Origin of the sequence: uncultured Sulfitobacter sp. (assembly GCF_947497275.1) — a bacterium.
Taxonomy (GTDB): domain Bacteria; phylum Pseudomonadota; class Alphaproteobacteria; order Rhodobacterales; family Rhodobacteraceae; genus Sulfitobacter.
The window spans coordinates 304,197-329,598 of record NZ_CANMFS010000001.1 but is presented as its reverse complement, the minus strand read 5'-3'; the positions used below and the strand labels follow the sequence as shown (position 1 = coordinate 329,598).

Annotated in this window: 21 protein-coding genes; 10 read left to right on the top strand and 11 right to left on the bottom strand. The window is 60.8% G+C overall.

The window, feature by feature from the left end; translation table 11 throughout:
* Positions 1–7 precede the first annotated feature (7 nt).
* Together argE and Q1A06_RS01525 are read right to left on the bottom strand one after the other, a co-directional pair.
* Entirely contained in the window at positions 8–1,171 is a 1,164-nt protein-coding gene (gene argE, locus Q1A06_RS01530; RefSeq protein WP_299557966.1) for an acetylornithine deacetylase, read from the bottom strand.
* Between the two features lie 26 nt (positions 1,172–1,197).
* Entirely contained in the window at positions 1,198–3,030 is a 1,833-nt protein-coding gene (locus Q1A06_RS01525; protein ID WP_299557964.1) for an ABC transporter ATP-binding protein, read from the bottom strand.
* A gap of 347 nt (positions 3,031–3,377) precedes the next feature.
* On the opposite strand from Q1A06_RS01525, the gene Q1A06_RS01520 reads away from it, so the two are divergent.
* The 4 genes from Q1A06_RS01520 to Q1A06_RS01505 all read left to right on the top strand — a co-directional run bounded on the left by Q1A06_RS01520 (position 3,378) and on the right by Q1A06_RS01505 (position 8,565).
* Positions 3,378–5,099 (top strand): peptide ABC transporter substrate-binding protein, encoded by a 1,722-nt coding sequence (locus Q1A06_RS01520; RefSeq protein WP_299557962.1) that lies wholly within the window; start codon positions 3,378–3,380, stop codon positions 5,097–5,099.
* A 102-nt stretch (positions 5,100–5,201) separates the two neighbouring features.
* Positions 5,202–6,269 carry an ABC transporter permease gene (locus Q1A06_RS01515; RefSeq protein ID WP_299557960.1) on the top strand — a complete coding sequence of 356 codons (1,068 nt, stop codon included), beginning with the start codon at positions 5,202–5,204 and terminating at the stop codon, positions 6,267–6,269.
* Positions 6,262–7,263, top strand: a complete 1,002-nt coding sequence (locus tag Q1A06_RS01510) for an ABC transporter permease (RefSeq protein ID WP_299557958.1) — start codon at positions 6,262–6,264, stop codon at positions 7,261–7,263. The genes Q1A06_RS01515 and Q1A06_RS01510 overlap by 8 nt, the downstream gene beginning before the upstream one ends.
* 216 nt (positions 7,264–7,479) lie before the next feature.
* Complete coding sequence (locus Q1A06_RS01505; protein WP_299557956.1) at positions 7,480–8,565, top strand: YeeE/YedE family protein; 1,086 nt, start codon at positions 7,480–7,482, stop codon at positions 8,563–8,565.
* Here the strand turns inward: Q1A06_RS01505 and Q1A06_RS01500 are convergent.
* On the bottom strand, positions 8,501–9,784 hold the full coding sequence (locus Q1A06_RS01500; protein WP_299557954.1) for a DUF3422 domain-containing protein: 1,284 nt from the start codon (positions 9,782–9,784) through the stop codon (positions 8,501–8,503). The two genes, Q1A06_RS01505 and Q1A06_RS01500, sit on opposite strands and share 65 nt — an antisense overlap.
* A 211-nt stretch (positions 9,785–9,995) precedes the next feature.
* On the opposite strand from Q1A06_RS01500, the gene Q1A06_RS01495 reads away from it, so the two are divergent.
* Positions 9,996–11,414, top strand: coding sequence for an MATE family efflux transporter (locus Q1A06_RS01495; RefSeq protein ID WP_299557952.1), 1,419 nt, complete (start codon positions 9,996–9,998; stop codon positions 11,412–11,414).
* 285 nt (positions 11,415–11,699) lie between these two features.
* Here Q1A06_RS01495 and Q1A06_RS01490 read toward each other — a convergent pair whose 3' ends face one another.
* Positions 11,700–11,921 carry a hypothetical protein gene (locus Q1A06_RS01490; protein WP_299557950.1) on the bottom strand — a complete coding sequence of 74 codons (222 nt, stop codon included), beginning with the start codon at positions 11,919–11,921 and terminating at the stop codon, positions 11,700–11,702.
* A 56-nt stretch (positions 11,922–11,977) separates the two neighbouring features.
* Here Q1A06_RS01490 and Q1A06_RS01485 point away from each other — a divergent pair, with 56 nt between their 5' ends.
* Positions 11,978–12,412: a hypothetical protein gene (locus Q1A06_RS01485; RefSeq protein ID WP_299557948.1), complete on the top strand. Its 435-nt coding sequence runs from the start codon at positions 11,978–11,980 to the stop codon at positions 12,410–12,412.
* A gap of 368 nt (positions 12,413–12,780) precedes the next feature.
* Positions 12,781–13,326 (top strand): hypothetical protein, encoded by a 546-nt coding sequence (locus tag Q1A06_RS01480; protein ID WP_299557946.1) that lies wholly within the window; start codon positions 12,781–12,783, stop codon positions 13,324–13,326.
* A gap of 281 nt (positions 13,327–13,607) precedes the next feature.
* Here the strand turns inward: Q1A06_RS01480 and Q1A06_RS01475 are convergent, their stop codons facing one another.
* Entirely contained in the window at positions 13,608–15,047 is a 1,440-nt protein-coding gene (locus Q1A06_RS01475) for an NAD(P)(+) transhydrogenase (Re/Si-specific) subunit beta (protein ID WP_299557944.1), read from the bottom strand.
* 13 nt (positions 15,048–15,060) lie between these two features.
* A complete protein-coding gene (locus tag Q1A06_RS01470) occupies positions 15,061–16,635 on the bottom strand; it encodes a Re/Si-specific NAD(P)(+) transhydrogenase subunit alpha (RefSeq protein WP_299557942.1) in 1,575 nt (524 codons plus the stop codon).
* A gap of 343 nt (positions 16,636–16,978) precedes the next feature.
* On the opposite strand from Q1A06_RS01470, the gene Q1A06_RS01465 reads away from it, so the two are divergent.
* Positions 16,979–17,731 carry an SDR family oxidoreductase gene (locus tag Q1A06_RS01465; protein ID WP_299557940.1) on the top strand — a complete coding sequence of 251 codons (753 nt, stop codon included), beginning with the start codon at positions 16,979–16,981 and terminating at the stop codon, positions 17,729–17,731.
* Between the two features lie 55 nt (positions 17,732–17,786).
* On the opposite strand, the gene Q1A06_RS01460 is transcribed toward Q1A06_RS01465, so the two are convergent.
* The 5 genes from Q1A06_RS01460 to Q1A06_RS01440 form a co-directional block, all read right to left on the bottom strand.
* Positions 17,787–18,566: a gamma-glutamyl-gamma-aminobutyrate hydrolase family protein gene (locus Q1A06_RS01460; protein WP_299557938.1), complete on the bottom strand. Its 780-nt coding sequence runs from the start codon at positions 18,564–18,566 to the stop codon at positions 17,787–17,789.
* A gap of 131 nt (positions 18,567–18,697) precedes the next feature.
* Complete coding sequence (locus tag Q1A06_RS01455) at positions 18,698–19,123, bottom strand: heme-binding protein (protein WP_299557916.1); 426 nt, start codon at positions 19,121–19,123, stop codon at positions 18,698–18,700.
* Positions 19,124–19,211: 88 nt separating this feature from the next.
* The gene (locus tag Q1A06_RS01450; RefSeq protein WP_299557914.1) at positions 19,212–21,437 is read right to left on the bottom strand and encodes a malate synthase G; all 2,226 of its coding nucleotides are present in this window, start codon (positions 21,435–21,437) and stop codon (positions 19,212–19,214) included.
* A 131-nt stretch (positions 21,438–21,568) separates the two neighbouring features.
* Positions 21,569–21,676 (bottom strand): DUF2256 domain-containing protein, encoded by a 108-nt coding sequence (locus tag Q1A06_RS01445; protein ID WP_366523487.1) that lies wholly within the window; start codon positions 21,674–21,676, stop codon positions 21,569–21,571.
* 123 nt (positions 21,677–21,799) lie between these two features.
* A complete protein-coding gene (locus tag Q1A06_RS01440; protein WP_299557911.1) occupies positions 21,800–22,060 on the bottom strand; it encodes a hypothetical protein in 261 nt (86 codons plus the stop codon).
* 149 nt (positions 22,061–22,209) lie between these two features.
* Between Q1A06_RS01440 and pepN the strand changes: the two genes are divergently transcribed.
* Both pepN and Q1A06_RS01430 read left to right on the top strand, forming a co-directional pair.
* Complete coding sequence (gene pepN, locus Q1A06_RS01435; RefSeq protein WP_299557909.1) at positions 22,210–24,762, top strand: aminopeptidase N; 2,553 nt, start codon at positions 22,210–22,212, stop codon at positions 24,760–24,762.
* Between the two features lie 202 nt (positions 24,763–24,964).
* Entirely contained in the window at positions 24,965–25,399 is a 435-nt protein-coding gene (locus Q1A06_RS01430; RefSeq protein ID WP_299557907.1) for a hypothetical protein, read from the top strand.
* Positions 25,400–25,402: the final 3 nt, after the last annotated feature.

Sequence of the window (25,402 nt, the reverse complement as noted above, 5' to 3'; positions counted from 1 at the left end):
TCCCGGCCTACACACCCAGCCGGTCGACCAGTTTGCGCATGAAGTCGTGGCCGGCGTTGAATTGCGATACTTCGATAAATTCGTTCGGCTGATGCGCCTGCGCGATGTTACCGGGTCCGCAGATCACGGCGCTGTAACCGGCCTCCTGAAACTGTCCGGCTTCGGTGCCATAGCTGACCTTGTGACTAGCATTGTCACCGGTGATCTGGCGCACCAGTGTCTCGGCCGCGCCGTCCTTTTCGGGTTTCAGCGCAGGCACGTCAAAGCGCGGTGTCACCTCGATGCGGGTGTCCGGCCGCACCTCGCGCATCTGCGCCTCGACCTCGCGGACTTTCTTGAGGTACGCGGTTCCCCACGCGTCCTTGTCCTCGCCCGGCACCACGCGGAAATCCATCGGAAAACGGCAATCCTTGGCCGTGATGTTATGCGCCGTGCCGCCCGAAATCAGCCCGACATGGCAGGTCGTGAAAGGAGGCTCGAACATCGCGGCCAGATCGGTCGGCTTGAGCGCCATGTTTTCGCTGTTCTGCTCGTTGGCCCACTCGATCAGTTTGGCACCGACCATGATCGCGTTGACCCCCTTGTGCAACAGCGACGAATGCACCTCGAAGCCCAACACATGAGTATTGAAGCCGATGCCGCCCTTGTGCCCGGTCACGGCCTGCAGCAGCGACGGCTCGCCGACGATGACTGCGGATCCCTTCGGCACCACGCCTTGCATGGCGGCAATCATCGGAGGTGCACCGGTACACCCAACCTCTTCGTCAAAGCTGAGCGCGATCTGTAGCGGCCTTTTGATACCGGCGTACTTCGCCTCCACCAGCGCCCAGAGGGCCAGACCATCGAACCCTTTCATGTCGCAGGTGCCGCGCCCGAAGTATTTCCCGTCGCGTTCCACCACGGCGAAAGGGTCACTGCCCCAAGGCTGTCCATCGACCGGCACGACATCCGTGTGTCCCGACAGCACGATCGCGCCCTCCTCCTGTGGTCCGACATGGGCGAACAGCGCGTGCTTGGGCTGATCGGGATCGACGTAGCGATGGGACGCGATGCCGTGGCTTTCGAGGTATTCCGCGACCCAGTCTATCAGAGGGATGTTGGTATCGCGCGACACCGTTGGAAAGCTGATCAGCTTTTCCATCAGCTCGAACGGACTTAGACGGGTGGCCATGACGAAGGCTCCTTTGGCGGGCGGGATCAGTACCCGCTGTCGGTGACTAGTATCTTGTGACCGTCGCCTACCTCGCGGTAGACGCTCGGCTCGGCGGTATAGCTGACGGGGTGGATCGGCGACGGGATCGGCTTGAATTCCAGATCCTTTTCCGCCTTGCGCCTGCGCGGGTCGGCAATTGGCACCGCTTTCATCAGCGCCTGCGTATAGGGGTGCTGGGGATTCTCGAAAACCGCGCTGCGCGGTCCCATCTCGACGATCCGGCCCAGATACATGACGCCGACATGGTGGCTGACGCGCTCCACCACGGCCATGTCGTGGCTGATGAACAGGAACGACAGTTCCATCTCGGCCTGCAATTCCATCATCAGGTTCAGCACCTGCGCCTGCACCGACACATCCAGCGCCGATACCGCCTCGTCCGCGATGATCAATTTGGGATTGAGCGCGAGCGCGCGCGCGATGGCAACCCTTTGGCGTTGCCCGCCGGACAACTCATGCGGGAACCGGCGCATGAAGCTGCGCGGCAGCTCGACCCGGTCGAACAGCATTTCAACCCGCTTGGTCACATCCGCGCCCTTGAGAGTTTTGAAATTGTGGATCGGTTCGGCCACCTGATCCGCCAGCCCCATCTGCGGGTTGAGCGAGGCAAACGGATCCTGGAAAATCATCTGCATGTCCAGCCGCGCGGTGCGCAGATCCCGCGCGTTGAGCGCCATGATGTCCTTGCCGTCAAGATCGACCTCGCCGCGCATCGGCTCGACCAGTCGCAGGATCGATCGGCCCGCGGTGGATTTGCCGCAGCCAGATTCGCCGACAAGGCTCAGCGTCTGGCCCTTGTTGATGGTGAAGGACAGATCCTCGACCGCATGCACATTCGCCACCGTCCGTCGCAGCAACCCGCCCGTCACCGGAAACCGGGTGGTCAGGTTCTTGACGGTCAGCAATGTCTTGTTCGTACCCTTGATCGGCACGATTTCCTTGTCTTTGGTGCCCAGCAGCTTCATCGGCTCGGGGTATTGCTTGCCGGTCATTTCGCCCAGCTTCGGCACTGCCGCCAACAGTGCCTTGGTATAGGCGTGCTGCGGGTTCTCGAATATCTGCTCGACGGTGCCTTCCTCGACCTTGTTGCCGCGGAACATCACGACAACGCGGTCGGCCATCTGTGCCACGACCGCCATATCGTGAGTGATGAACATCACGGCGGTGCCGGTTTCGCGCTTCAAACGGTCCATCAGCGCGAGTATTTCGGCCTGGATGGTCACGTCGAGCGCCGTCGTCGGCTCGTCCGCGATCAACAGGCGCGGCTCGCAGGCGAGCGCCATGGCGATGACCACACGCTGCCGCATCCCGCCCGACAGCTCGTGCGGGTACTGCTCCAGCCGTTTTTCGGCCTCGGGAATACGCACCTGCTTCATCAGCTCCAGCGCACGCGCCTCGGCCTGTGCGCGGCTCATGCTCTTGTGCAGACGCAACCCTTCGGTGAGCTGCCTGCCCACGGTGAATACCGGGTTCAGCGCCGTCATCGGCTCCTGAAAGATCATCCCGATCTCGTTGCCGCGGATCGCGCGCATCGTATCGGCGGAGGCGGTCGCCAGATCCAGCCGGTCACCTTTCGAGCGGTCGAACAGCATCCGGCCACCCGCAATCTCGCCGCCGCCGTATTCGACCAGCCGCATCAGGGACAGCGACGACACCGATTTGCCTGACCCGGATTCGCCGACCACGCATACCGTCTCGCCCGCGTTGATCTCGAACGAGACATCCTCGACCCCGACGACGGGGCCATCTTTTGTTTGGAATTCAACGCGCAGACCCTCGATTTGCGCAATCGGGCCCTTGGCTGGCTGGTCAAGCATTCTGGTCCTCTCGGGAAAAGCTGCGAAGACGTCGACTCCGCGTCGGCTTGCACGCTAGGGCGAAGCCGGGGGGAGGTCAAACGATCAGGCCCGTGGCTACGGCGGCAAAGCTTGCGATCTTGCACGCAGAGCAGGGAGTTTTGGCGGCCGATGCGGGTGCAGAGGGTTGCAATTTCCGCCGGGTCTGTTTCAATCTCGCAATGCGGCTTTGGGGGTACGCTTGGACTGACGGTCATTCGCTTCGCTGTGAGTTCATACCTCATGTCCCTCCCCCGCCGAGGAAGCGCACGACCGCCGGTAATCCGGCCAAAACAGCACGCGCAGACGTGTTCAACATGGAGTAAACTATGACCCTGAAATCAACCCTGCTGGGCGCAGTCGCATTGACCGCCCTGGCGCCGATGGCAATTGCCGACGGTCATTCGGGAGAGCGCGGCCGCGACGGTCAGCTCAACATCATCTATTGGCAGGCGCCATCAATCATGAACCCGTACCTGTCGGGCGGCACGAAAGATCTGGAAGCCTCTTCGATCGTCATCGAACCGCTGGGCCGCTACGACGAGACCGGCGCGCTGGTGCCTTACCTCGCGGCGGAAATTCCCACTGTCGAAAACGGCGGCGTCAGCGAGGACCTCAAATCGGTCACATGGAAGCTGAAGGAAGGCCTTGTCTGGTCCGACGGCTCGCCCGTGACGTCCGCCGATGTGAAATTTACCGCTGAATACTGCATGCACCCCGAAGGCGGCTGTGCGCAGGGCGCGAAATTTGACGGTGTGGACAGCGTCGAGGCGATCGACGACCTGACCATCAAGGTCACGTTCTCCGAAGCCAAGCCAAACCCGTACGGACCGTTCATGGGTGCGCAATCGCCGATCATTCAGGCCGCTCAATTCGCCGACTGCCTCGGTGCCAAGGCGCCCGAGTGCACCGATGCGAACTTTAACCCGATCGGGACCGGCCCGTTCATGGTGACCGATTTCCGTCCCAACGACGTGATCCAGCTGGAAGCCAATCCGAATTTCCGCGACCCGAGCAAGCCCGCGTTCGCGAACGTGACTTTCAAAGGCGGTGGCGACGCGACGGCGGCAGGCCGTGCGGTCATGGAAACAGGCGAATTCGATTACGCCTGGAACATGCAGCTGGCGCCTGACGTGTTGGCGAAAATGGCCGAAGGCGGTCAGGGCAAGCCGGTCTCGGCCTTCGGCACATTGGTCGAGCGTCTGGAAATGAACCTGACGAACCCCTCGCCAGACCTGCCGCCAGAAACCCGCGCTACCGTGGCTGAGCCTCACCCTTTCCTGTCGGACTTCAAGGTGCGCAAGGCGCTCTCGATGGCCATTGACCGTGAATTGCTGGTGGAAGTCGGCTATGGCGTTGCGGGTCGTGCGACGTGCAACCTCGTGCCAGCGCCGGCGCTTTATGCGTCCGACAACACCGAATGTCTGGAACAGGACATCGAAGGCGCGAAAGCATTGCTGGAAGAAGCAGGCTGGACTGACAGCGATGGTGACGGCATCCGCGACAAGGACGGCATGAAACTGTCGATCCTCTTTCAGACGTCGACAAACGCCGTGCGGCAGGATTTCCAGGCACTGATCAAGGATTGGTGGAGCCAGATCGGCGTTGAAACCGAACTGCGCAACGTCGATTCGTCAGTGTTCTTCGGCGGTGATCCCGGATCACCCGATACCTTCCAGAAGTTTTATGCGGACGTGGAAATGTACGCCAACAACTTTGACGGCACCGATCCGCAGTCGTATCTGGCGGCCTATCGTTGCGGCAACGAGCCCAAGCCGTCGAGCCAGTGGCAGGGTGAGAACATCAACCGCTTCTGCAACGAAGAATACGATGCGCTGCTCGACGAATTGGCCCGCACCGGCGAGCTGGACAAGCGCGGCGAGATTGCCAAGCAGCTCAACAACCTGATTACCAAAGACACCATGACCATCGTGCCTCTTGTGGACCGTGGCCGTGTGTCGGCAGCCTCCAACACATTGGGTGGCGTCGTGCTCAATGTTTGGGACTCCGAGCTTTGGAATGTCGCGGATTGGTATCGCATCACGGAATAAGGGTTGCGGCGGGGGTTTCGCCGTCTTACCCCTGATGCACGCGGGCGGGGAATTCCCCGCCCGCCCTTTATATCCAGACTGCTCTTGTAAAGGCGCCGCTTGATGCTGAATTTCACCATCCGACGACTTGTCCTCTCGATCCCGACGCTTTTATTCATCAGCCTGGTGATTTTCCTGCTGCTTCAACTCGCCCCCGGCGATCCCATGGCGCAGGTGCCGCTGACGGTGCCGCCGGAAGTGAAACAGAAAATGCGCGACGCGCTTGGCCTCGGCGCGCCGATCCACATCCAGTACATCAAATGGCTGCACCAGTTCTTCGTGATCGAACCGGCGGTGTTCATCGACTGGCTGACGGCCAACAGCTTTTTCTTCGGCTGGCTGCCCGATACTCAACTCAGCCTCGTTCTGGACGAAGCGACCGGCGAAATGGTCCAGCGCCAGCGCGTCATCAGCTGGCAGACACGCTCGCCGGTCATGGACATCGTGATCCAGCGGATGCCCCAGACACTGTGGGTCGTGGGGCTCAGCTATGTCGTGGGCATCCTTATCGCGATCCCGATCGGCATCTATTCGGCCTACCGTCATTATTCGTTGTTCGATCAGGCGGGCACATTCGTCACCATGATCGGTTTTTCGATCCCGCCGTTCTTCACCGGTCCGCTGCTTATCGTGATCTTCTCGGTCAGCCTCGGCTGGCTGCCGTCGATCTATGACACGACGCTGGTGGTCAACAGCTGGGCCACATTCAAGGCGCAGTTCCTGCAGATGATCATGCCGGTGATGGTTCTGGCACTGCAAACGACAGCACAGATAAGTCGCTACATGCGCTCAGCCATGCTCGACAATCTCAACCAGGACTACGTGCGGACCGCCCGCGCCAAGGGCCTGAGCGAAAGCGTTGTCGTCATGGTCCATGTGCTGCGTAACTCGATGATCCCGGTGGTGACGATCATTGCGCTGGGGATGCCCGCCATCTTCGGCGGCGCGATCATCACCGAAAACGTCTTTAAGGTGAACGGCATCGGACAGCTTTTGCTGACCGCGCTTTTCGCCAACGATCTGCCGATGGTGATGACGCTGACGTTCATCTTTGCCATCCTGATCGTTCTCTTCAATCTGATCGCCGATATCCTCTACGGCGTGCTTGATCCGAGGATCCGCTATGACTGAGCAACCGATCCCCGCCAGCCCCGTCGAGGCGGACATCGAAACCTTCGGTGCGCTGGTCGACAAGGATCCGCAAAAGCCGCCGCGCAGCCAGTGGCGCGACGTCTGGGACCAGTTCCGCAAGCACAAGGGCGCGCTGTTCGGCGGCGGCTTCCTGATCTTCATCACGCTCGGCGTCCTTTTCGGCCCGTATCTGTGGGATCTCGCCCCGACCAAACTGGACATCCGCAACAAGAACTGGCGGCCCGTCTACACCCTGCTGTGGGACAACGAGGCCAGCGCCGGCTGGGCGCACCCGTTCGGCACAGATCAGCTGGGCCGCGATATTCTCGCACAAATGATCTACGGCGGGCGCATTTCCATGGCCGTGGGCTGGACTGCGATGATACTTGCGTTGCTCATCGGCACCGCCGTAGGCGTGCTGTCGGGCTACTTCAAGAAGCTCGATTTTGCACTCATGCGTCTGACCGATCTTGCATTGTCGCTGCCGATCCTGCCGCTGGTGCTGCTCGCGGTCACGCTGTTCCGACAGCCACTCACCAGCTTTTTCGGCAGTCCGGAGGCCGGTATGTTCGTGCTGATCGTCTCTGTCATCGGCTTTACCTCGTGGATGCAGACAGCGCGGATCGTGCGGGGCGATATTCTGGCGCTGAAAGAACGTGAGTTCATTCTCGCCGCCCGTTCCATCGGGTCAACTTCGGGCAAGATCATACGTCGCCACCTGCTGCCCAACGTGATCTCGCCGATCATGGTCTCGGCGACGCTGGGCCTTGCCACCGCGATCATCACCGAAAGCGCGCTGTCGTTTCTGGGTGTGGGCTTCCCGTCGGATTTCCCGACATGGGGTAAGCTGTTGGCGGACGCCGTGGACCGGATGCAGGAATACCCCGAGCGCGTTTTGCTGCCCGGTATCCTGATTTCGCTGACGGTGCTGAGTGTGAATTATCTGGGCGATGGGCTGCGCGACGCGCTTGATCCACGCATACGCGGCCGGTGATCGCGATCCACCAAACAAGAGCGAACTGACCGGAAATCAACTCTGGACGGGACACCTGTGCGGCGCCGGTTGCCGTTGAGGGACCAGAGCATTGATCTAGCGCCGCATCCAGAATTATTTTCTCGATCCCGTCGCGCCACGCGCCTTCGCCGTCCTTGATCTTCGCCGTTCCACGCTCCAAATGGGAAAATAATCCACCTTGTACGGGGCCGTCGCATGTTTGAAGAACTCGGATTTCAGAACCTCACCGCGCCGCAGGCGGTCGTCTATTTCGCGCTCGTGATCGGCGTCGCGTTCGGGGCGCTCGCGCAGATCACTAAATTCTGCTTTCGGCGGGCCCTTGTGGGTGCGGATCGCCGCGCCGCTGCCAGTGTCTGGTTTGCCGCACTGGCCGTCGCCGTTATCGGCACACAGGCCGCCGTCGGCGCAGGACTCATCGCTTTCGACGATCACCGCTTCATGGCGGCTGAGCTGTCCTGGCTCGCGATTTCACTTGGCGGTCTGCTGTTCGGCGCGGGCATGGTGCTGGCGCGCGGCTGCGCCTCACGTCTGACGGTTCTGGGCGCTACAGGCAACCTGCGCGCGTTGACGGTAATCCTTGTCTTTGCCGTAGCCGCACATACCACGATGAAAGGGCTTCTGGCCCCGATGCGCGTGGCACTTGGCGAGATCACCGTGCCATTGGGAGAGGTCACATCGCTTGCCGCCCTGCCCGGTGGCGGCTGGGTTTTCGCCGCGCTCATCGCTGCGGTATCGGTCGTGATCGCCGCCCGCTCGAACGCCCGCCTGTCCACGCTTGGTCTGGCTGCGATTCTTGGTGCGTTGGTGCCGCTCGCATGGGTCGGAACAGGCTTCATTCTTTATGATGACTTCGATCCGGTCGCGTTCGAGAGCCTGTCCTTTACCCGGCCCGCATCGGACACGCTGTTCTGGACCATCGCGGGCACATCGGTATCGCCGGGCTTCGGCACGGGGTTGATCGGCGGCGTTCTGGCCGGCGCTCTGGCCGCCAGCTTGCTCACCGGTACTTTCGTCTGGGAAAGTTTCGAGAACGCGCGCCAGACCGGGCGCTACTTGACAGGTGCAGTGCTGATGGGCGTCGGCGGTGTGCTGGCCGGGGGCTGCACCGTGGGCGCGGGCCTTGCAGGGGTGCCAACGCTCTCTGTCGCTGCGGTGCTGGCTATCGTGATGATGGCAGCCGGCGCACTGGCGACGGATCTGGTCCTGCGCAAGACCGCTAGCCGATCTTCCGGCGCAGGCGGCGCACGCCCCACCACACAAGCCCTACAACCGGCAGAGTGACCGCAGCCGTCAGCCCGCCTTTGCCCAGTCCGGAGTATTCCGCGACCGGGTAGAGTAGATAGCTGACCAGCGACACCGCGTAATAGCTGATCGCGACGACTGACAAGCCCTCGACCGTGTGCTGCAATCGCAGCTGCAGATCCGCACGCCGGTCGAGGCTTTCCAGAATGGCCTGATTTTGCGCGGACCGTTCTACGTCGACCCGGGTGCGCAAAAGATCGGAGGTCCGCGAGGCGCGCGCCGACATCCGCTCCAGCCGTCGTTCCATCGAGTTGACCGTGCGCATCGCAGGCTCGTAGCGGCGCATCATGAATTCGCCAAACCCCTGCAAGCCCTGAAACCGCGTCTCGCGCAGCGCCTCGACCCGCTGATACACGATCGCCTGATAGGCAGCGGTGCCCGCAAAGCGGAACGCGCTCTGCGCCACCAGGCTCTCCAATTCGACCGAGACATCCAGCAGCGCGTCCAACGTGGCTTCCGGTTCGGTCTCCTTGGCGCTCATCGCAACCATCAGATCGCTCAGTTGGCGGTCCATCCGGCCCACATCCGCGCCGACCTCACGTACGAGGGCAAACCCGAGCATCGACATCGTCTTGTAGGTTTCAATCTCGAACAGGCGCTGGATGATCCGGCCCACCCGGCGCGCGCCGGTATCAGCGCTCGCAAACACCGCGAACCGCAGGTGCCCCGCCGGATCAATCCTGAAATCCGTGGCCACGACGGCATCGCTGTCGAGCACATGCGCCACCGCAAGGCTTTCTGGCACGAACCATTCACGCAGCTGTTCAACGACCGTCGCCTCCTGCTCGGGCAGCGGCACCAACCGCAACAGCGCCGACGTCAGACGCTCGCCCGGCGCTTCCTCGAGCCAAGTCGCGGGGAACACGTCGAACTCTGCAGGATCGAAGGGACGATGGGTCAGCTCGTCGCAAAACGCGGTGTAGGTCACGAACTCGGTGTGTTGCTCCCATTTGAGGTAGTACTTTCCCATCGCGCCGTAATAATGCGTGGCGTCCTTGTCCGGCAGCGGCGCGCCGTAATGGCGGAGCAGTTTGACCAGATGCCCGATATCGCCCGACCGGTCCCGCGTCGCCGCATCGCCGGCCTGTTTGATCGCCAGCAACGCAACGGTTTGCGGCACTTTGACATCGGGAAATGGGCGAGCGTGCAGTTCTCCCGTCAGGGCATAGCGCAGCGGATGGTCTTTTATCGGGGGCATGTCGTTGTCCTTCGCAAACCGGTGCATGAGCTTTGGAGCACGATCGCCGGTATCTACAACTCAAAAAACAGCGGGTATGGCCGCGAGTTAGGCGTACCGCCGTATACTTTTCCACCTATCGGAAAGTCGCACGGACAGAATCTCGGCCGCCCCTTGGAAGCGCGCACCGAGGCGCTAGCTTTCCCGGATCACCGCGAAAGGAACGCCCGTTTTGCCCGACCAAGCCGAAAACACCGCCAACCCTTCGGCCAAGGGCGAACGGGATCTGACCGAAGGGCCCGTTTGGCGGGCTCTTACAGTGATGTCCGCACCGATGAGCTTTGGTATCCTCGCCGTGCTCAGCGTCGGGTTGGCGGACGCCTATTTTCTGGGCCAACTGGGCGAGACGGAACTTGCCGCTGTCGGCTTCATCTATCCGGTGACCGCCGCCGTGACCTCGCTTAGCATCGGGATGAGCGCGGGCGCGAATTCGGCGCTAAGCCAGGGTGTGGGGCGCGGCGACGATGGAGAGGCCACCCGCAGACTGGGCCTGCACGCCATCGGCATCGGTCTGGCCGCTGCCCTCATAATGGCCGCCTTGTTTTACCTTGCCTACCCGCGTCTTTTCGCGGCGATGGGGGCCGATGACACCGCCGCCGAGCGGATCGCCGAATATGCGCCGGTCTGGGCGCTGAGTTTTCCGTTTCTCGTGCTGATGATGATCACGAATGCGGTCTTTCGTTCGCACGGCGACAGTCTCACCTCGGCGCTGCTCATGAGCTTGCAGGCGGTAATCAACATCGGACTTGATCCGCTATTGATCTTTGGCATGTGGGGGTTTCCCGAAATGGGCATGCAGGGTGCTGCGGTGGCCACCCTGATCGGTCGCGCCGTGGGGGCGGTGCTGGCAGTTTATATCGCTTGGCGCCGGGGCCTTCTGGGCTGGTGCGGCGGCCTTTTTGACGGGTTGTGGGCATCGACTGTCAAGATCTTCCGCGTGGGCGGGCCTGCGGCCTTTTCCAACGCGATTAATCCGGCCGGCATGGCGCTGGTAACCGCCGCCGTGGCGACGGTCGGCGAAGCTGCGGTGGCGGGCTTTGGCGCGGCAACACGCGTTCAGGCTGTGGCACTGGTTCCGCTGATGGCGATGTCTGCGGGTATTGGCCCGGTCGTCGGTCAGAACTGGGGCGCGCAAGCGAAGGACCGCGCACGAGGGGCGATGGAGGCGGCGTTTCTCTTCTGTCTTGGATACGGCGCTCTGGTTGCTGCGGTGTTGATGCTGTTCGCCGAACCGATCGCGGGTCTTCTGGCAGCAGGCGAACAGGATTCCGCCTATGCGGCGACCTACCTGCGCTACGTCGGGTTGTCGATGTTCGGATACGGCATGGTCGTTACTGCCAATGCCGCGATGAACGCCCGCGACAAGGCGCTATGGTCCATGGGTCTCAGCCTGTCCCGGATTTTCGTGCTCTATCTGCCTCTGGCATGGCTGGGCGCGCTCACGCTCGGATTCCCCGGCATCGTCGCGGCGGCGGTCGCCGCCAACGTGATCGCGGGCTGGGCGGCGGTGATCGCGGCGCGCGGAACGGGGCTGAGTACACTGAATATAGGGCGCATCCCCTTCATCAAATCGCACCAGACCGCCGTTTGAGTGCTGCGGACCGGTGCCTCTTTGCCGCCCGGATCAGTATCGAAGTCGAACGGATCGCGAGGACTCTCAGCATTGGTAGGGCGTACATCAGCTGCACAGGTGCGGTGCGTTCGCGCAGCGCGGGCAGCGAGATCAGAACCAATAGAACGAATAAGTTCCAAACCCGGAACGGGGCGCTGGTGATAAGGTGTATCTTGGGGGGTTTCCTGCTTGCCGAGAAGCGATACAGACAAGCCACCATGAAACCTGCGTCCTGATTAACGCCTGTTCGTGGATGGGCGTTACCTACGTGAATGTCGCGGCCTGCCTTTCACGAAGCGCGAGCGAAAGCCACCCGGCCAAACCAAAACGCCCCACCATTTCTTTAGCCCGTTCCGGGTTTTGGGACACAATTGCAACGGTATATTTTTGCGGATCGTTTACACGAACTGCGGGACTATTGCCCCGATGCAATAGTAAGCAGAAAAATCGTTCCGAGGTTTCGTCGACAAGGAAAACTGCCAGCATCCCATTCGGTCCTGGAGGCCTTCTTGACAGATCAATACCGACAGATCGGAGATCGTATGGTCAAGAAGCTTCATCAGCTAAACCTGTCTCAAGTCTACCCTGCCGTGCTTGCAGGTTTCAGCCTCGATACTTTTGGCGATCCGGATTCCGGCAACTTCGGAGTTGCGCCGGATTTCTCGATTCCGGTGTTCAAGGGAAAGAACGCCACTCAACGCAAGCATGCGGCGGCAGCGAGCATCCCTCCTCGGAAGACCGGGCTCGGCTTCTACACCATGTCGTGCAACGATCACCATCCGCGTATTTCGGAGGTCTTCGAATACGCCGGCGTTTCGGTTGGTTGGGATGATGGTCGCTTCATGAAGTGCAGTCATCAGCGCGGCACCGGTAACTTTGGATCACCAGGCGAAGAAGAAACTGCGCGACAACGTCCGCATCTTGAGATGTATCGTCAACGGCGACAGCATCACAACCATGTCCCGTTTCTTGGCTGATCCCGACACCGGGAAGAAAATCGGTGTGAGCCGACACTCTACAACCGGATCTTCTGGTTGGAGAAGACCTTGCTTGCCTGCGAGCGCGCGAAGCTGAAGGAATGGAAGCAGCGAGTGGAGGCGTCCGACCGCTTCAGTCACATGCGGATCGCCCATGACGACGTCACGATCTCGGTCAACTGGGAAAGACGCTTCGATCGACGGCTGACGCCCCTCCAGTTTTCGGTCCCCGCCGACATTCGGAGCGGATATGTCTTTCGGATTGACGCGAATTTCCATCCGAATGTCGATCCCGCCGAGTTTGTCCAAGAGCACTACCTCGACGACACAGGCCACGCCACGAATCTCCGTCAACATTACTCCCAAAAATGGGCACCACCTTCACTGCACCCAAGATGCAATTCCAGCGCCTCAGTGGACGGCTCGATAAGGCCTTGCTTTTCGCCATCGCGGAAGGCCGCTGGTCGGTGTTTTCCGAGCGTGCGCGGAATGCCTACGACAAGACCTTGAATGCCGGCTTTGCCCTTCCTCTTGAAGCCCAAGAAACGATCGCCGAAGCCGACGACAAGAGATATCAGCTGGACCAGATCCGGCAGGGGTATTTCGGCTTCCACGACACGGACCGGGACTCTCGCGGCAACTTCAATGGGAGCGTTGTGAAACCGACATACACCAAGGCTGCCCATCCTGGCTGTCTCCGGGATAAGCTGCCCAAGGGAAAGATCACATTGGTCGGTGAGCAGGAGGCGATGATGATTCGCGTCGTGCCACACATATCCCGCGACATGATCAAGGAAGACATGTTCGAGTGGTTCGTGATCTCCTTAGACAAAGAAGTCTCCGGGCAGAAAAGCAAAGAGCGTATGGCGCGATTCACTGAGCGGCTGGAGGCTTTTAAGGGGAGTACGCAATAAACTGTCCTCGCAATGGCGCGATCAGTTTTACAGATGACCGATGAACGAATTACGAACTTCGGTCATGAACTAGACCACAGCATGCCGCGGCGATTATCAATAAATGGTCCACCGCCTGCGACTGCCGGTAGCATGATAGAGAGAAATCCGTTCTAAAGAAGCTAGCTGGGAAACAAATTGTTTCCCAGCATCTATGTCCCAAAACCCCAAACGCCCCACCATTTCTGGCGGGGCGCTTGTATTTCTTCCATCGACCGGAACGCTTACCGGTCGGGCCGGTATCACTCGATCAAAGGCAGCAGCTTGTCCAACGAGGCTTTCGCGTCTCCGTAGAACATGCGCGTGTTCTCCTTGAAGAACAGCGGATTCTCGATGCCCGAGTATCCGGTGCCCTGCCCGCGCTTCGAAACGAACACGGTCTTGGCCTTCCAGCATTCCAGCACCGGCATGCCGGCGATGGGACTGTTTGGATCGTCCTGTGCCGCAGGGTTCACGATGTCGTTCGAGCCGATCACGATAGCGACGTCAGTTGACGGGAAATCGTCGTTGATCTCGTCCATCTCCATCACGATGTCATAGGGCACCTTCGCCTCCGCCAGCAGCACGTTCATGTGGCCCGGCAGACGCCCCGCAACGGGGTGAATAGCAAAGCGCACGTTCTTGCCCTTCGCACGCAGTTTCTTGACCAGTTCCGACACCGCCTGCTGCGCCTGCGCCACCGCCATGCCGTAACCCGGAATGATGATGATGCTGTCGGCCTCGTTGAGTGCTTGTGCGACACCGTCCGCTTCGATGGCGACCTGTTCGCCCTCGACGGCCATCTGCTCGCCCGCGGGTCCGCCAAAGCCGCCCAGGATCACGCTGATGAACGACCGGTTCATCGCCTTGCACATGATGTAGGACAGGATGGCACCGGACGAGCCGACGAGCGCGCCCACCACGATCAGCAGATCGTTACCGAGCGAGAAGCCGATCGCAGCCGCCGCCCAGCCCGAGTAGCTGTTGAGCATGGAGACGACCACGGGCATGTCCGCGCCGCCGATGCCCATGATCAGGTGATAGCCGATGAACAGCGCGCACAGCAGCATGATGAACAGGGGCAGGAAGCCACCGGTGTTGAAGTACCAGATCAGTGTGAGCAACGAGATCCCCGCCGCAGCACCATTCAGGATATGTCCACCGGGCAGTTTTTCCGCCGCCGAGCTGACCCGGCCCGCAAGCTTGCCATAGGCGATGACGGAACCGGTGAAGGTCACGGCGCCGATGAAGATCCCGAGAAACAGCTCGACACGCAGAATGTTGATTTCCACCGCGTCTTTCTTGGCGATCAGTGATGCGAAGGTACCCAGATCCTTGGGGTCTCCGCCGGCGACGAGGTAGCCGCCCACCCGACCGATCTCGAAATGGGCGATCAGACCGACGAAGACCGCCGCCAGACCCACGAGGCTGTGCATCGCCGCAACAAGTTCGGGCATCTGCGTCATTTGCACCCGAGTGGCCAGCTGGTACCCGATGGCACCGCCACCCAAGATCAGGATGATTGACAGGAGCCAATAGCCCGATCCGGGCCCGATCAGCGTTGCCACCACGGCAAGCGCCATGCCCGCGATCCCGTACCATACTGCGCGTTTCGCGCTTTCCTGTCCGCTCAGACCGCCGAGCGACAGGATAAAGAGGACTGCTGCGACCACATAGGCCGCTGTTGTGAAACCAAATTCCATGATCCCCGCTCCTTTAAGATTTCTGGAACATGGCGAGCATGCGCCGTGTCACGAGGAAGCCGCCGAAGATGTTGATCCCGCACATGAAGACCGACAGGGCAGCGAGTAGGATCACCAGCCACGAGCCCGAGCCGATCTGCATCAGCGCGCCCAAGACAATGATCGAGGAGATCGCGTTGGTCACCGCCATCAACGGCGTGTGCAGGCTGTGCGCCACGCCCCAAATGACTTGGAACCCGATAAATACCGAAAGCACGAACACAATGAAGTGCTGCATGAAACTTGCGGGCGCCACCAGTCCCACCGCCAACAGCAGCACACCACCGACAGCCAACAGCGTGACCTGACTTTTAGTCTGCGCCTTGAAGGCCGCTATTTCGTTCGCTTTCTTCTCTTCCGTCGTCAGTTCCTTGGGCTTTTCCTTCTTCGGTGCAGCCGCAATCGCGGCCACCTTGGGCGGGGGCGGCGGGAAGGTGACTTCCTTGCCGTGCGCGATGGTCGCGCCCCGGATCACGTCGTCGTCCATGTCGTGATTGATCACACCGTCTTTTTCCGGTGTCAGATCCGTCAAAAGATGGCGGATGTTGGTCGCATAAAGCGTCGAGGCCTGCGTGCCCATCCGGCTGGGGAAATCCGTGTAGCCGATGATCGTGACGCCATTGTCCGTCACGATCTTTTCGTCCGGCACGGTGAGCTTGCAGTTGCCGCCCTTTTCCGCCGCCAGATCGACGATGACGGAACCCGGTTTCATGGCCTTCACCATATCTTCGGTCCAGAGTTCGGGCGCTTCGCGGTTCGGGATCAGCGCCGTGGTGATCACGATGTCGATGTCGGGCGCAAGTTCGCGGAACTTGGCCAACTGCGCCTCACGGAATTCAGGCGAGGACACAGACGCATAACCGCCGGAAGCGGAACCGTCCTGCTGCTCTTCCTCGAAATCGAGATAGACGAACTCCGCGCCCATGCTCTCGACCTGCTCGGCCACTTCGGGGCGCACGTCGAACGCATAGGTGATCGCGCCCAGTGACGTCGATGTACCGATGGCAGCCAGACCGGCCACACCGGCACCGACGACCAGCACCTTGGCCGGCGGCACCTTGCCAGCGGCGGTGATCTGACCTGTGAAGAAACGGCCAAAGTTGTTGCCCGCCTCGATCACCGCGCGGTAGCCTGCGATATTGGCCATCGACGACAGCGCGTCCATCTTTTGCGCGCGGCTGATGCGGGGGATCATTTCCATCGCAACGACGGTCGCGCCCTTCTTGGCCGCAGCCTGCATCTTTGTCTCGTCGGCGACGGGGCTGAAGAACGAGATCAGGGTCTGCTCCTCGCGCAACCGTTTCATCTCGGTGTCGTTCGGCACGCGGACTTTGGCGATCACGTCGGCTTCTTTCCAAAGCGCCGCCGCCGTTTTCACGACAGTGACACCCGCCGCCTCATAGGCCGCATCGTCAAAGCCCGAAAGCGCACCTGCGCCGGTTTCGATCAAACAATCATGTCCCAGCTTTTGCAGCTGCCCCGCACTCTCCGGCGTCATCGCCACGCGGCGTTCGCCCTCGAATACCTCTTTAGGTGTCCCGATCTTCACTCAAAATCTCCCAAACTCTTGTTGGTGCCGAAACTGGCGTGTCGCAGATATCACACTGACCTACCGCGCAGTTTCCCGACAAACAAGCATCGCTTGGCCGATAGATGCGCTTCTTGGCCGCTTTTTTGCCCCTACCCGCCAGTTTTGCGGTGCCCGCAGCGGCGCGTCCTGCCCGAAACTTTCTTTCGTCAGCGCAATCGCGGGCGCAATATTGGATCTCACACCGGAACCCGGAGAATCACCGCAGACCGTTGTCGTTGCATCATCGCGCATGATACCGAAAGCCACCGCTTTTCATTCTGCTCCCCTCGCCACATACTGCGCGAAACGAGCGGAGAGAATTATGACACTGACAGGAAAACACGCCTTTATCACCGGCGGCGGCACCGGCATCGGTCTGGCCATCGCACAGATGCTGGTCGAGAAGGGTGCACATGTGACAATCACCGGCAGACGACAGGACGTGCTTGAGGAGGTCGCAACAGATGGCATGACGCCGCTTGCCATGGACGTGCGCAACGAAGACGATGTAACGGCCAAGGTCGCGCAGGCCGTAAAGGCGAACGGCCCCGTTCAGATCTGCGTCCCCAACGCCGGTATCGCCACCGGCAAGGCAGCGCACAAGACCGATATGACGTTCTGGCGTGATATGATGGCCACCAATCTCGACGGTGCGTTCATGACCGTACGCGAAAGCCTCAAGTCGATGCGCGAGACCGACTGGGGCCGCGTGGTCGCGATCTCATCCATGGCGGGGCTGAAGGGTCTGCCGGGTGCGGCCTGTTACACTGCGTCAAAGCACGGCATGATCGGCCTCATCCGCGCGCTGAGCGAGGAATATATCGGCCAACCCTACACCTTCAATTCACTGTGCCCGGGTTACGTGGATACCCCCATCGTGAGCCGAAACACCGCCTCGATCTCCCAGCGCGCGAAAATATCCGAGGACGAAGCGCGTGAGATGATGGTCAAGGCCAATCGTCACAAGCGGCTGATCACCGTCGACGAAGTCGCCGCCGCCGCCGCGTGGCTGGTCGGCCCCGGCTCCGACAGCATCAACGGCCAGAGCATCGAGATTGCCGGCGGCCAAATGTGACCGCTGGTTCGGGCGGCTGCCGCGCAAGGACAGTCGCCCGTCGGCATCGCGCCCGTCAGCCCGCCTGCTGCAATGCTGCCGTTCGCTCCCCGGATGCCCAGGCGCGGGCCGCCGCGCCGAAAGCTTCGAACAGAGGGCGCGAAACAGGGTCTTTCGCCGCCTCGTATTCAGGATGCCACTGAACGGCAAGCGTGAACCCCGGCGCACCATCGACGTAGATCGCTTCGGGCGTGCCGTCTTCGGCGTGGCCATCCACTACGATCCGCGTGCCGGGCGTCTTGATCCCCTGCCCGTGCAAGGTATTGGTCCGGACCACCTCGGCCCCCATGACGCGGTGAAAGACCCCGCCCGGGGTAAACCGCACATCGTGGCGCAGTTCGAATTTTTCGGCGATCGTACCGTCCGGCGGCATCCGGTGGTTCATCCGCCCAGGAAGGTCGCGGATCTCCGGGTACAGGGATCCACCCATCGCAACGTTGATCTCCTGAAAGCCTCGGCATATTCCCAAAACCGGCTGTCCCGTGGCGACACAGGCCCGCACCAGATTCAGCGCCAGCGCGTCCCGCCCCCGGTCAAAAGTACCGTGGGCCTCGGTCTCGTCCTCGCCATACTCTTCGGGGTGCACATTGGGACGCCCCCCGGTGAGCAGGAAGGCGTCACAGCTTTCCATCAGATCCGTCACGGAAACAACCGTCGGATCGCTCGGCACCAAGAGCGGCACACATCCCGAAACCTCGGCGATCGCACGCGTATTCATCAGCCCGCCTCCGTGGACCTCGTACTGATCGTTGATCAGGTGGCTGTTGCTCATGATACCGACGACAGGGCGCGTCATGCTCGTTTCCTTCTGGTGCTTACCGTTTGAGGAACCCTAGCGAAGGTGATCGAAAGGCTCAAGCACGCAGAGAGGCCCGCGCCCCGTGCGATTGGCGCCGCTTAATAATGCGGCATTCACATAATCTCACCTCAGATCTCACCGATAAGGTTCGCCGCTTCAATCCCGGCCATCGCCGCTGTCGTGTCATTATCGGACGTGTCGCCCGTGACACCGACCGCGCCGATGACTTCTCCTTTGGGCGACCGCAACAAGACCCCGCCCGGCACCGGAATGACTTGTCCCCCGAAGGCACCGTTCACCGACATCATGAAATATGCCTGCGCCTCGGCCCGCGCCATCTGTGCGGTTCCGGCCATGCCCAGCATGACGGCACCGTAGGCCTTGCCATGCGCGATCGCGAAACGCCCCGGTGCCGCGCCATCCTGACGCTCGAACGCAATGACATGCCCTCCCGCATCAAGAACAACCACCGACAACGGCTTCAAGTCTATCTCGCTGCCCTTCTCCAACGCCTTGCGGATCACCGTGCGGGCTTTTCTCAATGATACATTCATTCCCAAACTTCCTGTTTCTTTTGGCCACAGATATCCCGGGATGTCTGAAGGGCAGCTCCCTTCGGTCCCGTCCTATCGCAATCAGGGCTCAGTTCGCCGCTTTCAGTTCCAGCCGTCGGGCGTGCAGCACGGGTTCTGTATAGCCCGACGGCTGCTCGGCCCCTTTCATTACCAGATCACACGCCGCTCTGAACGCGATCCCGTCGAAATCAGGTGCCATGGCACGGTAGGCCGGATCATCCTTGTTCTGCCTGTCCACGACCGCCGCCATCTTTTTCAACGCAGCCATCACCTGCGCGTCGCTGATCATTCCGTGATGCAGCCAGTTGGCCAGCGCCTGCGCCGAAATCCGGCAGGTCGCGCGATCCTCCATCAAGCCGACGTCGTTGATATCGGGCACCTTCGAACAACCGACACCTTGGTCGACCCAACGCACCACGTAGCCCAGGATGCCCTGAGCGTTGTTCTCGATTTCACGGGTGATTTCCTCCGCGCTCAGATTGCGTCCCCGCAACAGCGGGAGGGTCAACAGGTCGTCAAGGGTGCCACGCGGCCCAACTGCCGCAATCTCGTCCTGCCGCGCCAGAACGTCCACCTGATGATAGTGCATCGCGTGCAACGTCGCCGCCGTCGGCGATGGGACCCATGCACAGGTCGCTCCCGCTTCGGGGTGGGCGATCTTGACCTCCAGCATCTCTTCCATCCGGTCGGGCATCGCCCACATTCCCTTGCCGATCTGCGCCCGGCCCTTCAGCCCGCAGGCAAGGCCGATATCGACATTGCGGTCTTCATAGGCGGCTATCCACGGCGCGGACTTCATCTCACCCTTGGGCACCATCGGGCCGGCCTCCATGGAGGTATGGATTTCGTCTCCCGTCCGGTCCAGAAAGCCGGTGTTGATGAACGCCACGCGCGACTTGGCCGCGCGAATGCACTCCATCAGGTTGACAGACGTGCGTCGTTCCTCGTCCATGATGCCCAGCTTGACGGTATTTTCGGGCAGGCCCAGCACGTTTTCGACATGGGTAAAGATTGCGTCACTAAAGGTGACTTCCTCGGGTCCGTGCATCTTCGGTTTGACCACGTAGACCGAACCGGTAACCGAATTGCCGCCCTCGCGGTTGAGGTCGTGCATCGCGAGCAACGTGGTGATCATCGCGTCCATCAACCCCTCCCCGGCCTCATGGCCTTCTCTGTCGAGGATCGCGGGGTTGGTCATCAGGTGGCCGACGTTGCGCACCAGCATCAGCGCGCGTCCCTTGAGCGAGAAAGTGCTGCTACCGTGGGGGGCAGTATAGTGACGGTCCGCCGCCATTTCGCGCGTGACGGTCTCGCCATCTTTCTCGAAGCTCTCGCAAAGATCGCCCTTCATCAGGCCCAGCCAATTTCCGTAGGCCACTATCTTGTCCTCGGCGTCGACCGCCGCGACGCTGTCTTCGCAATCCATGATGGTGCTGATCGCAGATTCGATGATGACATCCGACACATGCGCCGGGTCATGCGCGCCGATGGCATGGGTGCTATCGATATGAACTTCGATGTGCAACCCGTTGTTCTTCAATAGAATAACCGAAGGCGCATCCGCATCGCCGACAAAGCCCGCGAATTGCGCGGGATCGGCAAGTCCGATCCCGTGAACCACCGGCGGCGCCTCACCCGTCGACGGCACTTCGGACTGCGTGCGTGCAGCGCCCCGCCAATCAGAGCTGTTAAGCATCAGCCCTTCCAGCGCACCGTCCACCACGCGGTATCCGACAAGCTGTTCGTGCGCGCCCGACATCAACGGCACCGCTTCGTCCAGAAACGCCTTGGCGCGCGCCACCACGCGATCCCCGCGTTCCGCGTCATATCCCCCGCTTTTCGGCAGATCCCCCAGCGCATCGGTACCGTAGAACGCGTCATACAGCGACCCCCAGCGCGCATTCGCCGCGTTCAGCGCAAAGCGGGCGTTCGTGATCGGTACAACCAATTGCGGCCCCGGCGTCTGCGCGATCTCAGGATCGACATTCTGGGTATCGATCTCGAACGGCGCGCCCTCTTCCACCAGATACCCGATCTCAACCAGAAACGTGCGGTACGCCTGCGGATCATGTTCCTGGCCCTGCCGCTCTCTGTGCCAAGTGTCGATCTTTTGCTGAAATTCCGCGCGTTTTGCCAGCAGATCACGGTTCTTGGGGCCCATCTCGTGGATCAGCTCCGAAAGCCCTTTCCAGAAGGCATCGGCGGTTACGTCCAACCCAGCCAACCCTTCGGTCTCGACAAACTCCGCCAACCGGCGATCCACCTGAAGTCCGTTACGATCCACTCTGTCCATGTTCAGCTCCCAATCCGCGGCCTGTCTAAGTTTCCGATAGGAAATTGTGTTTCCGTATCGTTAGAGCCAAGTTCGCGGTATCGCAAGACGCACTGGTAAAACCACCTTACCAATCAGCGGATTTCTGTGTTTTACCGTTGTTTCGGTCGAGTTCTTCTGCACCTCTCCGAGCAGTAACGCACGTCTTCCCAAACCGTCGCCCATTTCTTTCGCCACGTAAATGGACGCCCGCATGTCACGCACGGTCTGGAAGGCAGGACTGATTTTTCTATCCGCTTCGGCACGCTTTGGCCCTCTCCCCTTGCGTGACACAAAAAAGGCGCCCTTCCGTAGGGCGCCTAACTGGTCGATATCTGTTTGTTTCAATCGGCTGCGGGCGCGGTCGATGCCGGATCGGTTCCGGTGTCCGAACTGTTGGTCCCCGGCGCGTAAGTATCGGTCGCAACCGTGCCTGTATCGGTGTCCTGTGTAACGGTCTGGCCTGCTTCCTCAGGTTTGAATACATTATACAACACAAAGCAGATCACGATCACGAGTACGACGAGCAGCGACCCCTTCACACCGAATAGCGATGGCTTGTGCCTCTTTTCCTGGCGTTTTACGTTCGTGTCGGGTGCGGACATGTGTAACTCTCCTTTTCATTGCACGCGAATGATGCCTCCGCGCAAGGGGCTTGCCCAATCTTGCAGACAAACTGTTGTAAGCCTAACTTCCCTATGAAACGAATGGTTCCCGAAAACTGGAACTCCATACAATAATCAAGGATGTTGTGATGCGCGATGCGGTGCCCCAGACAGTTTACCTTTCCGACTACACGCCGTTCGGCTGGGTGGTTGAAAGCGTCTCGTTGGTGTTTGATCTGGACCCCCACAGAACCCGGGTGCGCAGTCGCATCGCCTTTGCCCCGAACCGTGACGCGCCGCCGCAGGATTTCTTTTTGCATGGTGAAAACCTCAAGCTGATCCGCGCCCGCATCAACGGCAAGGATGTAGCCCCCACGGTGACCACCCAAGGCCTGACTTGCGATGTTCCAGGAGAAGCGTTTCTGTGGGAGACGGAGGTCGAGATCGATCCCGCCGGCAACACTGCCCTCGAAGGTCTCTATATGTCGAACGGCATGTACTGCACGCAATGCGAGGCCGAGGGTTTTCGCAAGATCACCTATTATCCCGACCGTCCCGATGTCATGGCCGTCTTTACCGTCACGGTGGAGGGTCCACACCCGGTTCTTTTGTCCAACGGCAACCCGATCAGTGTGGCAGAAAACCGCGCCGAATGGCACGATCCCTGGCCCAAACCCGCCTATCTCTTTGCATTGGTGGCCGGCGATCTCGTCGCCCATTCCGACAGTTTCACCACCCGTTCGGGCCGCGACGTCGATCTCAACCTTTATGTCCGCCCAGGCGACGAGGGCAAATGCGCTTTCGGGATGCAGGCGCTGAAGGCGTCGATGAAGTGGGACGAAGACGTCTATGGCCGCGAATACGATCTCGACCTGTTCAACATCGTCGCGGTCGATGATTTCAACATGGGCGCGATGGAGAACAAGGGGTTGAACATTTTCAACTCCTCCGCCGTGCTCGCATCGCAGGAAACCTCGACCGACAGCAATTTCGAACGGATCGAGGCGATTATCGCGCACGAGTACTTTCACAACTGGACCGGCAACCGCATCACCTGCCGCGACTGGTTCCAACTGTGCCTCAAGGAAGGGTTGACCGTGTTCCGCGACAGCCAGTTCACCTCTGACATGCGGTCCGCACCGGTTAAACGGATCTCGGATGTGATCGACTTGCGCGCGCGCCAGTTTGCCGAGGACCAAGGCCCGCTCGCGCATCCAGTCCGCCCTGAAAGCTTTCAGGAAATCAACAACTTCTACACCGCCACCGTGTACGAAAAAGGCGCCGAGGTCATCGGCATGCTCAAGACCCTGGTGGGCGACGAGGCCTATGCCCAGGCGCTAGATCTTTATTTCGACCGGCACGACGGCGATGCCGCGACAATCGAGGATTGGTTGAAAGTCTTCGAAGATACCACAGGCCGCGACCTGTCGCAGTTCAAGCTGTGGTATTCGCAGGCCGGGACGCCGCGTCTTGCGGTGGCGGAAGACTGGCAGGACGGCACCCTGACGCTTACGTTTACCCAAAGCCTCGCGCCCAGCACCGCAACGCCGGACCCCAAGCCCCAGGTGATCCCGATCGCCGTCGGCCTGATCGGTCCGGACGGTAGCGAGGTCGCGCCGACCCGCGTGCTTGAAATGACGCAGGCGACCCAGAGTTTCACGTTTCACAGCCTCGGCAATCGGCCCACAGCCTCCATCTTGCGCGGATTCTCCGCGCCGGTGGTGCTTGAACAGGCCACGTCGAACGCCGGGCGGGCACATCTGCTCGCGCACGACACCGATCCCTTCAACCGCTGGGAGGCAGGCCGTAGCCTCGCACGCAGCGCGCTGCTCGCCATGATCCGCAGCGATGCGCACCCCGATACCGCCTATCTCGACGGGTTACATGCCGTGATCACGGACGAAAGCCTCGATCCCGCGTTTCGCGCGCTGATGCTCGGACTGCCAAGCCAGTCCGAGCTGGCAAACGCTCTCAGCGAAGCGGGCGAGACGCCGGATCCCGCAAAGCTGTACACTGCCGTCGAAACCATGCGCGACGCGCAGGCCTCGCGTTTCGGCGATGCACTCGAAACGCTCTACACCGCACATCAGGTCGCAGCGCCATATGCGCCGGATGCCGCACAATCGGGCGCGCGGGCGCTGTCTGGCGCCATGCTCTCGTTGCTGTCGCGGCGCGACGGCGGATCACAGGCGGCAAAGCAATTCGCCGCTGCAGACAACATGACCCAACAGCTCGGCGCGCTTGCCTGCGCCATCCGCGCAGGCAACGGGGCAACGCTGCTGTCTGCATTCGAAAACCAGTGGTCTCACGATCGACTCGTCATGGATAAATGGTTCGGTCTGCAAGTGATCGAAGCCAAACCGGACGCCGCCGCGTCCACCGCTGACGCGCTGGCACGCCACCCCGATTTCAACTGGAAAAATCCCAACCGGTTCCGCGCTGTGTTCGGGAGTCTTGTTATGCACCACGCAGGCTTTCACCACGCCTCGGGCGACGGCTACCGCCTGCTCGCCGATTGGCTGATAAAACTCGATCCTGTCAATCCGCAGACGACTGCGCGCATGTGCTCGGCCTTCCAGACGTGGAAACGTTACGACACGACGCGGCAGAACATGATCCAGACACAGGTCACGCGCATTCTCGCGGTACCGGACCTCAGCCGCGACACCACTGAAATGCTCAGCCGGATCGCAGCCGCATGAAGCCGCGCCTAACCCTCCTGCGTGCGGCCGAGTGCCTGGCTAGGCATATACGACAGATGACGGAAGACGCCTTGGATGCTCTATGGCCTGATCTTTGCGGGTCCAACGCGTGCCCTACTGCACTTGGCGTGGCGGGAGCTGGCGAATCGCACAAAATGCCCCCGTATGTCGGGACCGCACTGACCCGCATCTTCCACACCGCATGACACTGCCACTCTTCTTTGAAAACCGCGGAAGATGTCCCGCAACCGTATTTGTCGTTCTTCTGTCCTGGGCAACCCTTCTTGCGGCCTACATCCTGATCGATGCGGCCCTGCTCGTCCTAATGGTGCTATGGCTGTTCACACTGCCCGCGGTTTACGACCTCATCACCAATCCGGTGGCCTCATTTCATCTCGACGACAAAACACTGGTATGGCGCGCGGGCCGCCAGCGGGCGCAGATTGCCGTATCCGAAATTGATCATCTGCGTCTCGACACGCGGCTGGACATGTCTGTCCGGCTCACTGTCGTCCGTCCGTCAGGCCGCAAGATCCGGGTCCCCTATCCCGCAACGCCCTCCGCTGCCGCGATCGAAAAGGCCGCCGATCGCGCCGGTATCGCGTTTCAACGACACCACTTTTCGTTGATGGGATAACCC